Raw genomic sequence first — 12,948 nt, forward strand, 5'->3', positions numbered from 1 at the left:
CAGCGCTGGGCTGGGCTTGGTGTATTCTTAACAGGAATCGAATTCTGAAATTCCATTCCTATAGGTGATAGATGAAAGAGCAAGAGACAAGCCTTGGCCTGAATCTCACATCGCTACGCCAGCCCGATGATTATCAGGAGTGTCTGGTCTACAGTCCATGTGAAGGATTCATGGTCGCAACATGGAAGAATCTCGGAGATGAGCCGGGCTTTTACTTGTTCGCAACCTATGAGCCACTTCATCATGAGCAGACACTGTTCTGGGCTGTGCTCCCCACGCCAGAGGATATGAGCGAACTATGCCGACAATTAATGACGACAAAGATAAAAGCTATTAAAAATGTCGACCAGCCATCGACATGATTCGTCTTATTTCATAAATAGCTGGACTCAAGCTGTCATTTGAAATTCCGATCAGTGCTAGATCTTCTATGTTCTGCTGTGTAAAAAATTCGTTTCCGCTAACGATTAGGCTTTCGAGTCTGGACACGCCCTTCGGGACTAATCCAATCCATGCGTGCGTTTTGCTTATTTCTCCAGGACGCCATTGATGAATCTCTTCTCCACTTGCTGCTATGACTGCTTTTAAAGGGCTTATGAAATTAAATAAATCTTCGTCCTTGTGAGATGCACCTAAGAAACTAAATCCAGAAATTTCACCAATTTTTATTTGTTTCGGCGGGACAGATCCTGACTTTCTTGCTTCTGGATTGGTCTCAAGGTATGCCTCACGCTCTGCGAGTGATCTGGCTTCATATCTGTAAAGACCTGGATCTCTCGACTTTATCTTGTGGTCGAGCCTGGAGCTGTCTGTCGCAGATAGCGCCCCGCGGAGCTTGAATCGAAGAGATTTAAGAAACAAGTAATTTTGCTGGATGCTAGTGATGGTATGAAGCATCGACGGAGCTACAGTTTTTAGCTCCAGTATCCTACCTATTTTCAGTCGCTTACTATAAAGCTCGTCATGCCTTTTCATTTCTGCCGCAAAATCAGTTTTAAAGTGCTTTGTTCCGCAATCTTTCCCTATGTTTGTTTCCAGCTTGTCACTTGTTGTAATCAAATACCCATGAAGGTGCGGCTTGCCACAATCAGAAATCCCACACTTTATCATTTGTCCTTTTAGGTGATAGGGTGCGACGATGTTTCCAAAGTTTCGCTCCTTATGTTTTGGGAAAAAATGTAGTGGGGACTTGTACCATTTTCGGCATACAATTGATTCAATATCCGTTAACACCGGGACATCATCAAAAGATAAATTATCTTTGTCGTCGATCATTTCGCTTCCTTGAATTGACTTAAGCTGCTTACGTTGATCAGTCCCGCACAATCTTTCCCGCCCTCACTCATCCGCATAACCCCCGCAACAAATCCGCTTCTTCGTGGAAGAAGTGCGCACCTGTCACGAAAAGGGTTATGGCATGCACTCTCAAATATTCAGGGGAGTGCTCGTCGCGGTGGATTCCTTCGGTTCGTGCAGTCCGGTCGAGTAGTAGTCGTGAAGCTGCTCCTCAATCTGCTGAAGGTGCGCCTTGTTGAGCTCCAGGTCCTCGCCTGTTGACGAGATCAATCCTTTCGGAAAGCACCCTCCGGCAATCAGCGCGTGCATTGTCTCGTGTGCTCGCTGCTCTGCATTTTTCGCCATCTGCTAGCCCACCTTTCTATTTCGGCTATTGGTAATTCACGCCTTAGCCTAGCGCATCCTCAGTCAAGCGCCCGTTCTGCCTGCTCAACTGCCAGCTATTACATTTTGCTAACTGGCGATAGACTACTGGAAGTCGATTGGTTGGTTAGTGTAGGGGGATTTTATGAAAAGACTGAAGGCATGGCCAGAACTTGAGATTTACGAAAGGCTAGAGCCTTACTATTATTCTACAGAGTTTCCGCCTCGTTGGTTTAATCTTGAGAACTACACAAATATTGTGAGTAGGTCAGTTGCTGCGTGGAGTGAAGCTGTTTCTGCGCGACATTTTGTAAAGGTGAAATTTGTAGATGAAGGGCCAGATGATGCTAGCTGGGCTATGTATTTCATGTCGTCTTTTTATCTCGCGCAAGAGACGTTGTCTGAGTTGAGTAAGGAGGATTTCGAAGGGGGCGGAAGAGAGACCGCAATGGTGGATATGGATGCTTTCAGCTATGCGAAGTTTCTATCAGCATATTTGCAGGTGGCTCCAGACTTGCCGCTTGACGAAATTCTTGATTATGAAAATGGACTTACGATTATTCCCCCTAGCGACGCAAGCGAATCACTTTTAAAACAATATTCTCTAGTTACTAATCTACCTGTGTGGCGTATGCAATCCGATATTAGGGAGACGCTGTTTTCGCAGGTTGGATCATTGGTTCCAGTTTATCTTGACGTCGCGGCACCTGATGAACTAATAGCTAAGTCCGCAGTGGAATATGCTAAAACGATTAGAGAAAAGCTTGGCATTTCGAATCTAAAGCAGAAAATTGCTACCAAAGATATTGATAAGTGGATCGATCAGCGGCTTCTGGCATACATAGATTTGACTTTGTGGTTTGAAGCTGTGGGGGCAAAACCGCCTATTCATCAGATTGCTGATCTGATTTTTCCAGAAAAATCAGATGTAGATACTTCTGAGTTTATACGCAAGACGGTTAGGAAAAATGCACATCTTCTGATGAGTGCGAGCATTGGCGGGGCTCTCACAGCCCAGGCTGGAACAAATGATTTGGCCGATATAGAGGATTTGGCTGAATAACCGGAAGCGATTTGATTCAATTCTCTTCCGGATACAAGTTTGTGTGTGGCGGATTCCGGAAAAAAGACGGCCCTTATGAGGGCCTTCCAATTGCAAATTTTATGTGAATAATTGGAAACCATCGTAACCACAGAAGCTTCGAGAGGCGCACGATGGCCATATATGTTCCGATTTACCCGCAAGCACTTTTCGCCCGTCATAGACGTGCTGCACTACAACGTTCAGAAAGATTGCGCTTCAAAAAACAATCGATAGAGACTGCCCCCCATTTATCTCGATCTTGCTGGAGAGTAGATGGAGACTCTTGCGGCGTTAAGGTGGGATTGTCGCAGGACTCACTTAACTCTTTCGTGCGCCGCCAATGCGTCGTGGCGGTGAAAGAGGCTCCGACTCCTGAATTTTCCGAGTCACCGAGACTTCTGGCATTTCCGAAGTCGGCTCCGGATCACCATAGGTTATCCAGATCGATTCACCCCCATCCCATTCAAAACCATAGCCCGCGTCATTCAGTTCTTGACTTAGCTCTATCTGAATCTTCGCTAGTTCTTCAAACGGCAGTGACTCCAGTCCGAGGTCACTGAGGGATACGTCTGCACTGCTCAGGCCTCGGAGGACAGACCGGTTTATCGCAATCCTGATTCGCTCTCGCACTACGGCTGGCAAGCTCTTCCGCGCTATGGATGCATATTCCTTAGCCATATCTGCGGTGAAAAGCTCTTCTCCGTTTTTGCCGTCAGCGAGGATGCTTAGATTGAGGCGCGCCACAATCTCTGCCGTTAAGGAACGCCCGCTCTCCTTCGCAGCTTGCTCAAGGAATGTCTTGAGTTCGGCCGGAATCCGAAAATTTACCTGAAGGTCTGTTCTGCTCATTCCCAAATAATGAAGCACGGTGCTATTGACTGCAATAAAGCACGGTGCTTAAATCCTGATCAAGCACGGTGCTTGGTTTGGAGGTTTGAGATGAAGGTACGTGAAATGACGCAGGTGGTCTTTCGAGCGGATCCCGACGTTAAGGCTTGGCTCGTAAGGAAGGCGCAGCAGGAAGAGCGCAGCCAGAACTGGCTGGTCGGGAAGGCGCTAAGAGAGGCGATGCAACGAGATGAACAAATCAAGCAGGCATAAAAAAACCCCAGCGCTGGCCGGCGCTGAGGTTTGGATAACGTCAATCTACTAGGAAAAACGTCATGGATAAGCATACCGCAGTAAATGAAAAACTCAATGCTGGCGCTGTCTGTATGCCGGTCACGGTGGAGTTGTCTTTCACGATTTGCAACCCGGACCAGGAACACTTGCTTGCTGTACGACCCGGGATCCCAGTAACGGATGCCCTTGAGGAGGCCTCCTGCATTCTTAGCGAATTGAAGTCATCACTTGAAGCAGCTGCCATGGGGATGGATGGAATCACGCCTAATCAGGCATGGCTCCTGTTTCGGGCGGTTGGTACAGCGAAAGCAATCGTCGACTCGACACATGCAGGCCTGGAGAAAACCCAATGAACCTCTCATTGAGCAAACACGGGCAGAATTCTTGCGCAGCGGCAAGCTATCAGCCTGCTGAGAACTCACCTCGCGCTGTGACCATGAGCAGTTCGGAAATCGCAGAGCTAACGGGGAAGTTTCACGCTCATGTTCTTCGTGACATCCGCACAATGCTTGAGGCGTTGAAAGATGATCCAGTTCTGGATCATGTCCGTGAGGACAAGGATGGTCGTGGGTACACCGTAAATTTCCATCTGGATAGAGAGCTGACAGAGACGCTTCTGACCGGCTACAGCATCCCACTTCGTCGCAAGGTTGTTCGTCGTCTCCACGAACTCGAAGAGGCTAACGCGAAACCGACCTTCGACTACGCAACTGCCTTGAGCGACCCTCGTACACTCCTGGCGCTGCTCACCGAGAACGTGACGAAGGTCGTCGCGCTGGAGGCGGACAACATCGAGCTCTCGAAAGAGAACCACGAGCTGGAAGTGAAGGTTGAGCAGGATGCGCCGAAGGTGGCTTTCCACGACATGGTCACGGTGTCGCACAAGACTTACAACGCTGCCCAGGCTGCGAAGATTATCGGCACTGGCCGTACTCGGTTGCTGCAGTTTATGCGGCAGAAGGGCTGGGTAACGAGGAACAACGAGCCCTACCAAGTAAAGATCGAGGCAGGTCTGCTTGATGTGAAGCTGGGTACCTTTGAGCACCCAATCGACGGCACGATCCCGACGTGCTCGACGTTGATCACTGGCAAGGGGCTGACCAAGCTTCAGGCTATGTGGCAGAGCAGGGAAGAGGACTTGCTGAAGTAGCAGGATAGAGCCCGGCCCAGCGCCGGGTTTTTGCTATCTGGGGTTTATGGCTTTTCGGCGTTGGCTTTTTCGAGGAGGCCGGCAATGCCTTCCAGCAGTACCAGGTCCGACTCTTTCAGCTTCCCCTTGGCCGCGGCTCTGGCCAGCTTATCGATGATGGTGATCGCCCTGGGTGACGCGCTCCCTAGCATTGCTTGGTACGCGGGGGATTGTTCACGGTGGACCTCATGCCTCGAGAATTCGCCCTCGATGACGTTCGAGCCGTAGTTGCCCGGGTTAACCAGTACGCCCGGTGCCAGGCCGATTTTCTGCTCAAGATTGAGCGCAGCTTTCTCGCCCAGGCCTCGATGGCCATTGAGGATCTGGGACAAATAGGAAGCGTCCAGATCGTGCTGGTCGGCGAATTCTTTCTGGCTGAGTTGGCCGATTACGCGCCGCAGCGCGTCGACCCGAAGAGTTTTCATATCCATAGGCGAATAGTGATCCCGCGTTAGCAAACAGTAAATTATAAATTGCTATTGTTATTTGATTTAGCAAAGCGTAATCTGAGCTTCTTTCGGAGATCACCATGACGCTAATCGACCTCATCCGCTCCTTGGAGCCGGCCCAACTGGATGCTCTAGCAGAGCGAAGCGGCACCAGCGTCGGCAACCTCAAACAGATTGCCTACGGGTATCGCCTGGCTGGTCCCGGACTCGCCATCAATCTTGATCGCGAGTCGGGGAGGGCGGTGACGTGTGAAGAACTGCGTCCTGATATCGACTGGGCTTATCTGCGCAATTCACCTACCAGCTCCGAGCAATCTGCCGCCTGATCCGATGAGCAAAGTTTCGCTCAACGACAGGATGTGCTGCCACGACAACCGCCAAGAGGTTTCCCGAATGGAACAAGTACATCGCGCAATTCATGAGGCAGTGCTTGATGCGGGGCCAAAGCAATTGGCTCACCTGATGGGCATGAGCCACACCGCGCTGCTCAACCGCAGCAACCCGAATGACGACTCGCATCGGCTGAACCTGGAGCAGTTCCTACAGATTCTGGTGCACAGCAAGAACCCGGAACCATTGCAGTTACTGGCGAGCGCCTTGGGATACGAGTTGGTGCCTCAAGTGAAGCCTGAGGGAGTCAGCCTGATTCAAGCGCTTGTACACCTGGCTGCGGAGTCGGGAGATGTGTCCCGCGCTGTGCATGACGCCATAGCGGATGGACATGTTTCGCAGATCGAGAAGGCGGGCATCCAGAAAGAAATCGGCCATGTGCGGCAGAGCTTGCTGGTGCTTGAAGAATCGGTGAAGGCGGCCTGAATACGCCAGCCAGGACAGGACTTGCATTATTTCAAACGGGTGGATGATGAAATTCACCCGGTGCAGAAAGCAACAAACCCGGCGGGAACCGGGCTTATCAAATCGTCCTGTGCAACCAGGACAACACATCTCGTAGAGGTATTTATCATGGCACACGCAATTGGTGGTGAACAAGCTCGTCGGCTGATGTTGATCAACTATCCGCTGATTTGTACGCGCGACGACCTGAGTTTTACAGCGCGTGACGTTCAGGGGCGCATGGTCAATTGGCCACGGAACAACCCCGGCGTCGCTGCCGACTGGGAAAAGGGTATGACTTTCTTCGATCAAGAAGTCAGTGCGTTGGCGGCCTTTGACGAAACCGAAGCTTTCCATGCAATTCAGTTCGCAATCATGGGCATGGGCGGTCGCTGTACGAACCTTGAAATTGGTTTTGTTCAACGCGTTGCTGCGGCCGCGGTATTGGGCCTTCGCGCTATGCGAAATGGTGAAGCCGATTTTGTTGCTGTCGATCGGGAGGACAACTAATGAGTGTTCTTCGAGATCACCATCCAGAGCCCTCTACGGCCTGCAAAATCGCTGGTCCTTGGCCAACCTATGCCAGCTTCCGAAATCTCCCTGAGCGTGAGCGCTGGGTCCTTTACGGCAGCGCCAAGGCGTATCGGCAGGCTCTGGAGGATCAGGGTTTCGTCATGGCTGAATCCTACGACGCTTTCATCAAGCGTGTGACAGACGAGATGGAGCTCTAACGTATGAGTATTCAGTCAATGGTCTGGGCTCTTGAGCAGCGGCTGGTCGAAGAGTCCACTGCTCGCCACGTTCTCCTGTGTCTTGCCAACTATGCCGACAAGAACGGAAAAGGGGCATTCCCCTCTACGAACAGCTTGAGCGATGACACTGGCCTGGCCGTGCGAACGGTCAAGTACAAGCTCGAGGCACTCGAGGCGCTTGGTGCGATTCGCCGCGGAAATCAAGCGATCGCGGCGGCCTATATCGACAGGCACGATCGTCGTCCGGTGGTCTACGACATGGCCGTTGAGCGGGGTGCACCTGATGCACCCCGTGATGAACGGGGTGCAAATGAAGACGTAACGGGGTGCAGCTCACAACAGAACGACGTGCAAATGACGACAGAACGGGGTGCACCACATGCACCCAATCCTTCATCTATCCGTCAACTACCCGTTAATAAACCAAAAGAAGGCGCAGGCAAGCCTGCTGGTGCTCAGGCGAAGGGGAAGTCGAGCAAGTTTGATCCACTAGCTGCCAAGCCTGAAAACGCATCGACCGAATCCTGGATCGGGTTCTGCGAAATGCGTAAATCCAAGCGCAAGGAGCTGACTGAGCGAGCCTGTGAGTTGATCGCCAAGAAGCTGGCTAACCATCCCGATCCTGATGCCGTCTTGGATAACTCAACCACAAATGCTTGGAGTGATATCTACCCGGATTCGGTATTGCCCGGCACTGGCGCAAAGAATGGCAAAACATCGGCTTATCACGGTCTGCCTACCCACACGCACGAGATGTATCCAGAGGTGAAAAATGGCCCGAACTTCTAATTTTTGCAGACAGCCTCGTGTCCGCTTCTTTGATCTCGAATGTCCGTTGCATGGTTTGGTGAACAGTTCCGAGACTGAGCAGTTCGACGGCTCGGTGTTGCCACGTGGTTGCAAGCATTGCCACTGGGAGGCTTTGCACACGGCCACGAGATCAACTGAGGCATACGCCTTGGCGAAGGGCAGGAAGAAGGCGGAAGACCTGAACAAACTGCTCATAGGCTCTGGCATCACACCTCGGTTCAGCGGGTGCACCTTCGACACCTACAGGACCGCTGAAGGGGGGCCGGCTATGGCCAAGGCTCTAGGTGCCTGCAAGGACTATGTTGCCCAATTTACCGACAACTACGCTGCCGGCCGTTCACTTGTCCTCTCCGGCAATGTCGGTAATGGCAAAACCCATCTCGCTTGCGCGATGGTCCTGGCAGTCATCCGTGAGCACGGGGCTCAAGCAGTAATTGCCACGGCAGCTGAGATCATCCGAGTCTTCAAAAGCACTATGGATCGCAGCGCCGAGTATTCGGAAAGAGATGTCCTCGAAGAACTTTCCAGTTTTGATCTGTTGGTGATTGATGAGGTCGGCGCTCAAAGTGGCAGCGCGTATGAGCTTGGCGTTCTTCACGAGGTGATTGATCGACGTTACCAGCTCGTCCTGCCGACGGTTGTCGTCTCCAATCTGGTCACTGTGGATCTCGCTCGCTACATCGGGGATCGCGCACTGGATCGCTTGAGGCAAGCCGGTGGGCAAGCTATCGGTTTCAACTGGGCATCTGCACGAGGTGCAGTATGAGCCGCGAACTGTTCAGCATCGAGGCAGAGCATGGCGTCCTAGGGGCGATCATGATGGACCCGTCCTTGTTCGACGAAATTACCAGCAAGGTAAAGAGTTCGGACTTTCATGATCTGGAGAACGCCGCGCTGTACCAGGCGATTGTCGATTGTCATGCAACGGGGGATCCCGTCGATGCGGTAACCGTTGGACTGTTTCGTCCTCGGTTACCGAGCGGTGATAGCACGCTGGCGTTCGCTGCCGAGATCGCCAAAAACATCCCAAGCGCCGCCAACTGGAAGGCGTACGCGCGTCACGTTCGAGAGCGCGCCGTGCTGCGCCAGGTTGTCCAGGCTGCCGACGTGATTAGAGAACAAGTCAGTGAGGACAGATCGGTGGCTGAGATTATCGCGCTGGCTCAGCAGGCTACTGCAGACCTACGCGACCTAGATGACGACCATCCTAAGTATCACCGTCTGGACCATGTCATGGGGCAGGCCGCTGAAGGCGTCAATGATAAACATCTTGGCCTGAGACCGGATTGGCCTTCGACCGGGCTCCACAAGCTTGATGAGTTGATACAGGGGATTCGCCCGAAGAAGGTGACCATCATCGCGGGGCTGCCAGGTAGTGGGAAAACCACCCTGGCGCTGCAAATTGCGCAACACAATGCCTGTGTAGCGAAGTTGCCGTGGTTGGTGTTCTCGATCGAAATGCCGGGTGAAGAATTGGGTGTGCGCGCTATCGCGTCCCTTGGCGGCGTGGACCTGCGGCGGCTCGACAATCCGGAAAAGATGCAGGATGACGACTGGGCACGAATGGTCGGAGCCGTAGCCAAGGCGCATGGAGCTCCGCTGTTCATTTGTGACGATCCTCATCAGACCCCGGCGAGCATTCGATCAACCGCAAGGCAATGTCAGCGTGAGCACGGCCTGGCCGGAATCATGGTCGACTATCTTGGGCTCGTTCAGTCAGAGAGGAGAGGGCGGACAAGAAGCGAAGAAGTCGGCGCGATCAGCAAGGCGCTCCTACGGCTCGCTAAGGAACTCAATGTTCCTGTGATTGAACTCTCTCAATTGAATCGTGATTCCACAAAGCGTGTTGGCAAGAGACCTCAAGCGAGTGATCTGCGTGACTCTGGCGAGATCGAGGCCGACGCCAGTTGCATCATCCTGGTTCATCGCGACATGGACAGCGAGGAGGGCCAAAACGGGGTCACAGAGTTGATCATGCCCAAGTGTCGGCACGCCAAGGTCGGAAGCTGTCTTGTCCAGCAACAGGGGGAATATGGGCGCTTCGTGGACTTCTGCGGAAACTCGTATCCATCGGATGAAGAGGTCGAGATGAATCGTCCCTTCGTCAGCAAGTACAGGGGGAACGCCAAATGAATGGTCAAGTTGCCGCAATGCTTCCTCGTAAAAGCATGAGTGATCTGGAGCGACAGTTTTTGAAGATTGCAGGCGAAGAGTTGGCCAAGGTCAAGCTTGGCGGCCCCAGCGCGTTGGCGTGCTTGCTCGACATGGTCGCCTCCTGGCACGGCATGCGGGCCGAAATCGGATTTCATGATTACGGTCAGCGATGGTTGATCGAAGGTAACGCCAAGAACAAACCTGCTGATCGGTTGCTGCGCGACCTGTTCGGCCTGAGTGACCCTGACCCGAGGAAGGCTGCATGAAAAAGCGAACGTACATCGGTAAAGCCTTGGGAGATACCGAGTGGATGCTGGAGCAGTGGGGTTATTGGCGGATGGACGGCATGGGGGTGCCGCGGTACGTTTCTCCGCTCTATGCCTTGATGCGCGACAACACACAGTGCCAGGGAGGAGTGAAGGAGTATTCAGTGACCGATGATCTGGCGTTAGTGTTGGATGGGGCAGTCGCTCGACTAACGAAGCGCGATCAGCAGATGGGAAATTTCATTTGGCTTTACTTCGGTGCTAAATGGCCGGCACTGCGCATCGCAAGGGAAAATGACATGGGGGAGGCGAAGGCACGGGAGGTCATTAAGGCTGGAGTCGCCTGGATTGATTCAGCGCTAGAGACAATTCGCGAGGCAGCTTAAAAAGTCCTTTCCACGCGGATAACTAACTGTTTTCATGGCACGGTGTTCAGCTTTTCAAGCGCGACACCACAGAGAAGCCCAGCCGTTGAGTTGGGCTTTTTCGTTTCCGCCGTTCGTCCAAAGCTCGGCACTTGCGATGCTCTGTCACCTCTGAAGTTTAAGCGCGGGCAATTCGCGCGTCAGAACGGAGAGCGAGCATGGACATTGATGAAAATGCGCCAGGAAACATTTCTCAGAGTGGCGCAACAAGCAGCACGGATAACGAAGCAGGCCATGACCCTAAGGGAAATGAGTCTGAGGTTCGGCTGCCCGCGGACGACGAAGCGCCTGTGGATGAAGAGATGTCGGACGTGGATACCAACAACTCGGTGTCGGGTGAGCATCCAGAAGCCGGGAAAAGCGGTCGCGTAGATGATCCGGACGCCGAACCACAGATGAACGATCAGGGCGCAGATGATAAGGAGCCTCGCGGCATGCCTGCGAGCGACCCGGAATCAGGAGCCTGAACAAATTAAAATCGTACCCATAGCCCGGCCATTGAGTCGGGCTTTTTTGTGGGTGTCGCGCAGGCGCTCAGAACAATCCGGAGAAACGCCATGAGCACACGAAATATCCATCAGTCAGAGGCAGAAGCGTTGAAAGAGTTACTGCTGTACGCCCTACCCAAGACTGGAGTGAACGCCCTGACGAACGTGGCAATTGAACACGCTAAAGCCGTCAGAGCTGCTTTTGACGAGCTAGCTAAACCAGCAAGCAGCTAGCGAGAAAGAGGCACAGTAACGGTGCCTTTGCCTGCCGCACTTTTGAAGTGTTCGGTCAGTTGTGCATGCGCTGCAATGATCGCAGTTGCGGGATTTTCAGCTTCCATTCCGGTCTTCAAGTCGCCCGCTCGAATCAACTCGATAACGACTTGAAGCGCTGCGGTGGCAGCATTGTTGTTGAGACTAACGATTTCGGACATGTTCGGCCTCCTAGGCCTTTTGATGTGGAAACAAAAAGTTACCACGGAAGCGCCGGACACCAGTAACGCCTCGCCACAGTGCGGGGCTTTTTTGTTTCTATTGCATGGTGGCGCAGTCAGGTAGCGCGCTGGGCTCATAACCCAGAGGTCGTTGGTTCAAATCCAGCCCTTGCATCCAAATTCTCCGCTGCTCCCCCCAGCGCTTGGCCGCTCACACCGGCCTTTTTTATTCCCTAACGCCGAGACCCACGAGGCGCCTATGAGATCGCAAACCATGTCAGAGCCCGGACCGTTTACCGCTTTGGGTGGGATCGCGCTCTACAAGCTCGGCGCCTTTGGCTTTGTCGCGGTACTGGCAGCCATTGTTGTGATGGCGATGACACTGCCCAAGACGGTTCGTGAATTCGTTGTCGCGATGATCAGCACCACAGTCTCCAGTATCTGCGGCGGCGCCTTCGTGGTGCGCTGGTTCGATCTTGGGGTCTGGGCGCATGACGATATCGGCCTGATTGCGATCGGCGGGATCATCTTCGTCTGCGGCCTGCCTGCATGGGTATTGGTCCGAGCCTGGTTCAAGTGGGCCGAGAAGCGCAAGGACAAGGATCTGGCCGAGCTGGCTACGGAGCTGAAGGATCTGCGCAAGACCGTCACAGGCGGGCAGTGACATGCCTCGCCAGATTAACGTCCGCGCCTACCTCCCCTGGTGGTTCCGCACTTACGTCAAGGCAGTCTACGCATTCGCCTACATGGCTGGGCTTGAGGTTGACCAAGACGTCATCCGCGCTCAGGTCAAGCAATTCACTCGTTACCGCGAGATCGATCCAAGCGATCAACAGTAAGTCACACAAGGTGAAACCTAATGGCGACTGCCAAGCACAAGGTTGTCTGGCTCGATAGGGGCTGGCAGCCAGTATTCATTGGGTTCTGCCCGAGCGAGAAGGCTTGGCATCGTGAAATGAAGCGGATGAGCGTGTCCGAGCCATACCCGAGTTCGTCAGGGTGCACCACGCGCTTTAAGACCGGCGACGACAGGGACTGCATCATCGTCTGCGTCCATGAGCGGCTGAAGGCTGGCAGCTGTCGTCACGGCATCATCGGGTTGATCGTCCATGAGTGCACGCATGCTTGGCGTTTCATCCTCGACACCATTGGCGAGGACGTCCCAAGCAGTGAGTTCGAAGCCTATTCAATGCAGGCGATCACTCAGCAGGTAACGACTGCGTTCTGCGACACCAGATTCAACCTCTTTAGCAAGAAGCCAAAGCAGTAGAAGGAATTCAAC

At 53.1% G+C, this 12,948-nt stretch carries 24 protein-coding genes and 1 tRNA gene; 20 read left to right on the forward strand and 5 right to left on the reverse strand.

Annotated features, from left to right (window positions below):
* Positions 1–71: 71 nt before the first annotated feature.
* A complete protein-coding gene (locus EYC95_RS06310) occupies positions 72–362 on the forward strand; it encodes a hypothetical protein (RefSeq protein WP_131059582.1) in 291 nt (96 codons plus the stop codon).
* Here the strand turns inward: EYC95_RS06310 and EYC95_RS06315 are convergent.
* Complete coding sequence (locus EYC95_RS06315) at positions 334–1,275, reverse strand: hypothetical protein (protein ID WP_131059583.1); 942 nt, start codon at positions 1,273–1,275, stop codon at positions 334–336. The genes EYC95_RS06310 and EYC95_RS06315 overlap by 29 nt on opposite strands.
* A gap of 150 nt (positions 1,276–1,425) precedes the next feature.
* Complete coding sequence (locus tag EYC95_RS06320) at positions 1,426–1,641, reverse strand: hypothetical protein (RefSeq protein ID WP_131059584.1); 216 nt, start codon at positions 1,639–1,641, stop codon at positions 1,426–1,428.
* Positions 1,642–1,804: 163 nt separating this feature from the next.
* Here EYC95_RS06320 and EYC95_RS06325 point away from each other — a divergent pair, with 163 nt between their 5' ends.
* Complete coding sequence (locus tag EYC95_RS06325; RefSeq protein ID WP_131059585.1) at positions 1,805–2,722, forward strand: DUF6387 family protein; 918 nt, start codon at positions 1,805–1,807, stop codon at positions 2,720–2,722.
* A gap of 339 nt (positions 2,723–3,061) precedes the next feature.
* Here the strand turns inward: EYC95_RS06325 and EYC95_RS06330 are convergent, their stop codons facing one another.
* A complete protein-coding gene (locus EYC95_RS06330; protein ID WP_131059586.1) occupies positions 3,062–3,592 on the reverse strand; it encodes an Arc family DNA-binding protein in 531 nt (176 codons plus the stop codon).
* Between the two features lie 90 nt (positions 3,593–3,682).
* Here EYC95_RS06330 and EYC95_RS30115 point away from each other — a divergent pair, with 90 nt between their 5' ends.
* The 3 genes from EYC95_RS30115 to EYC95_RS06340 all read left to right on the forward strand — a co-directional run bounded on the left by EYC95_RS30115 (position 3,683) and on the right by EYC95_RS06340 (position 5,015).
* Entirely contained in the window at positions 3,683–3,844 is a 162-nt protein-coding gene (locus EYC95_RS30115; RefSeq protein WP_165557430.1) for a hypothetical protein, read from the forward strand.
* Between the two features lie 62 nt (positions 3,845–3,906).
* On the forward strand, positions 3,907–4,218 hold the full coding sequence (locus EYC95_RS06335; protein ID WP_131059587.1) for a DUF3077 domain-containing protein: 312 nt from the start codon (positions 3,907–3,909) through the stop codon (positions 4,216–4,218).
* On the forward strand, positions 4,215–5,015 hold the full coding sequence (locus tag EYC95_RS06340; RefSeq protein ID WP_131059588.1) for a phage antirepressor KilAC domain-containing protein: 801 nt from the start codon (positions 4,215–4,217) through the stop codon (positions 5,013–5,015). Before EYC95_RS06335 ends, EYC95_RS06340 begins: the two co-directional genes overlap by 4 nt.
* A 44-nt stretch (positions 5,016–5,059) precedes the next feature.
* On the opposite strand, the gene EYC95_RS06345 is transcribed toward EYC95_RS06340, so the two are convergent.
* Positions 5,060–5,485, reverse strand: coding sequence for a hypothetical protein (locus EYC95_RS06345; RefSeq protein WP_131059589.1), 426 nt, complete (start codon positions 5,483–5,485; stop codon positions 5,060–5,062).
* 98 nt (positions 5,486–5,583) lie between these two features.
* Here EYC95_RS06345 and EYC95_RS06350 point away from each other — a divergent pair, with 98 nt between their 5' ends.
* The 11 genes from EYC95_RS06350 (at position 5,584) to EYC95_RS30120 (ending at position 11,466) form a co-directional block, all read left to right on the forward strand.
* Positions 5,584–5,829: a YdaS family helix-turn-helix protein gene (locus EYC95_RS06350; protein WP_131059590.1), complete on the forward strand. Its 246-nt coding sequence runs from the start codon at positions 5,584–5,586 to the stop codon at positions 5,827–5,829.
* A 67-nt stretch (positions 5,830–5,896) separates the two neighbouring features.
* Positions 5,897–6,319: a phage regulatory CII family protein gene (locus EYC95_RS06355; RefSeq protein ID WP_077430489.1), complete on the forward strand. Its 423-nt coding sequence runs from the start codon at positions 5,897–5,899 to the stop codon at positions 6,317–6,319.
* Between the two features lie 21 nt (positions 6,320–6,340).
* The gene (locus EYC95_RS06360) at positions 6,341–6,847 is read left to right on the forward strand and encodes a hypothetical protein (protein WP_131059591.1); all 507 of its coding nucleotides are present in this window, start codon (positions 6,341–6,343) and stop codon (positions 6,845–6,847) included.
* The gene (locus EYC95_RS06365) at positions 6,847–7,068 is read left to right on the forward strand and encodes a hypothetical protein (protein WP_131059592.1); all 222 of its coding nucleotides are present in this window, start codon (positions 6,847–6,849) and stop codon (positions 7,066–7,068) included. The genes EYC95_RS06360 and EYC95_RS06365 overlap by 1 nt, the downstream gene beginning before the upstream one ends.
* 3 nt (positions 7,069–7,071) lie before the next feature.
* On the forward strand, positions 7,072–7,878 hold the full coding sequence (locus EYC95_RS06370) for a helix-turn-helix domain-containing protein (RefSeq protein WP_131059593.1): 807 nt from the start codon (positions 7,072–7,074) through the stop codon (positions 7,876–7,878).
* Between the two features lie 289 nt (positions 7,879–8,167).
* Positions 8,168–8,665: an ATP-binding protein gene (locus EYC95_RS30490; RefSeq protein ID WP_256656908.1), complete on the forward strand. Its 498-nt coding sequence runs from the start codon at positions 8,168–8,170 to the stop codon at positions 8,663–8,665.
* Positions 8,662–10,032 (forward strand): DnaB-like helicase C-terminal domain-containing protein, encoded by a 1,371-nt coding sequence (locus EYC95_RS06380; RefSeq protein WP_131059595.1) that lies wholly within the window; start codon positions 8,662–8,664, stop codon positions 10,030–10,032. Before EYC95_RS30490 ends, EYC95_RS06380 begins: the two co-directional genes overlap by 4 nt.
* Before the next feature lie 17 nt (positions 10,033–10,049).
* Entirely contained in the window at positions 10,050–10,319 is a 270-nt protein-coding gene (locus EYC95_RS06385; RefSeq protein ID WP_131059670.1) for a hypothetical protein, read from the forward strand.
* The gene (locus EYC95_RS06390; RefSeq protein WP_131059596.1) at positions 10,316–10,705 is read left to right on the forward strand and encodes an antiterminator Q family protein; all 390 of its coding nucleotides are present in this window, start codon (positions 10,316–10,318) and stop codon (positions 10,703–10,705) included. Before EYC95_RS06385 ends, EYC95_RS06390 begins: the two co-directional genes overlap by 4 nt.
* Positions 10,706–10,902: 197 nt before the next feature.
* Positions 10,903–11,211, forward strand: coding sequence for a hypothetical protein (locus EYC95_RS06395; protein ID WP_131059597.1), 309 nt, complete (start codon positions 10,903–10,905; stop codon positions 11,209–11,211).
* Positions 11,212–11,301: 90 nt separating this feature from the next.
* Complete coding sequence (locus EYC95_RS30120) at positions 11,302–11,466, forward strand: hypothetical protein (protein WP_165557431.1); 165 nt, start codon at positions 11,302–11,304, stop codon at positions 11,464–11,466.
* Here the strand turns inward: EYC95_RS30120 and EYC95_RS06400 are convergent.
* Entirely contained in the window at positions 11,463–11,666 is a 204-nt protein-coding gene (locus EYC95_RS06400; protein ID WP_131059598.1) for a hypothetical protein, read from the reverse strand. The genes EYC95_RS30120 and EYC95_RS06400 overlap by 4 nt on opposite strands.
* Before the next feature lie 101 nt (positions 11,667–11,767).
* Here EYC95_RS06400 and EYC95_RS06405 point away from each other — a divergent pair.
* The 4 genes from EYC95_RS06405 to EYC95_RS06415 all read left to right on the forward strand — a co-directional run bounded on the left by EYC95_RS06405 (position 11,768) and on the right by EYC95_RS06415 (position 12,936).
* A tRNA-Met gene (locus EYC95_RS06405) sits at positions 11,768–11,844 on the forward strand.
* Between the two features lie 81 nt (positions 11,845–11,925).
* Positions 11,926–12,330, forward strand: a complete 405-nt coding sequence (locus EYC95_RS06410; RefSeq protein WP_218568834.1) for a hypothetical protein — start codon at positions 11,926–11,928, stop codon at positions 12,328–12,330.
* A gap of 1 nt (position 12,331) precedes the next feature.
* Positions 12,332–12,505 (forward strand): hypothetical protein, encoded by a 174-nt coding sequence (locus EYC95_RS30125; protein WP_165557432.1) that lies wholly within the window; start codon positions 12,332–12,334, stop codon positions 12,503–12,505.
* 20 nt (positions 12,506–12,525) lie between these two features.
* Positions 12,526–12,936: a hypothetical protein gene (locus EYC95_RS06415; RefSeq protein WP_131059599.1), complete on the forward strand. Its 411-nt coding sequence runs from the start codon at positions 12,526–12,528 to the stop codon at positions 12,934–12,936.
* Positions 12,937–12,948 lie beyond the last annotated feature (12 nt).

This window comes from Pseudomonas sp. BGI-2 (assembly GCF_004310295.1).
Lineage (GTDB): Bacteria > Pseudomonadota > Gammaproteobacteria > Pseudomonadales > Pseudomonadaceae > Aquipseudomonas.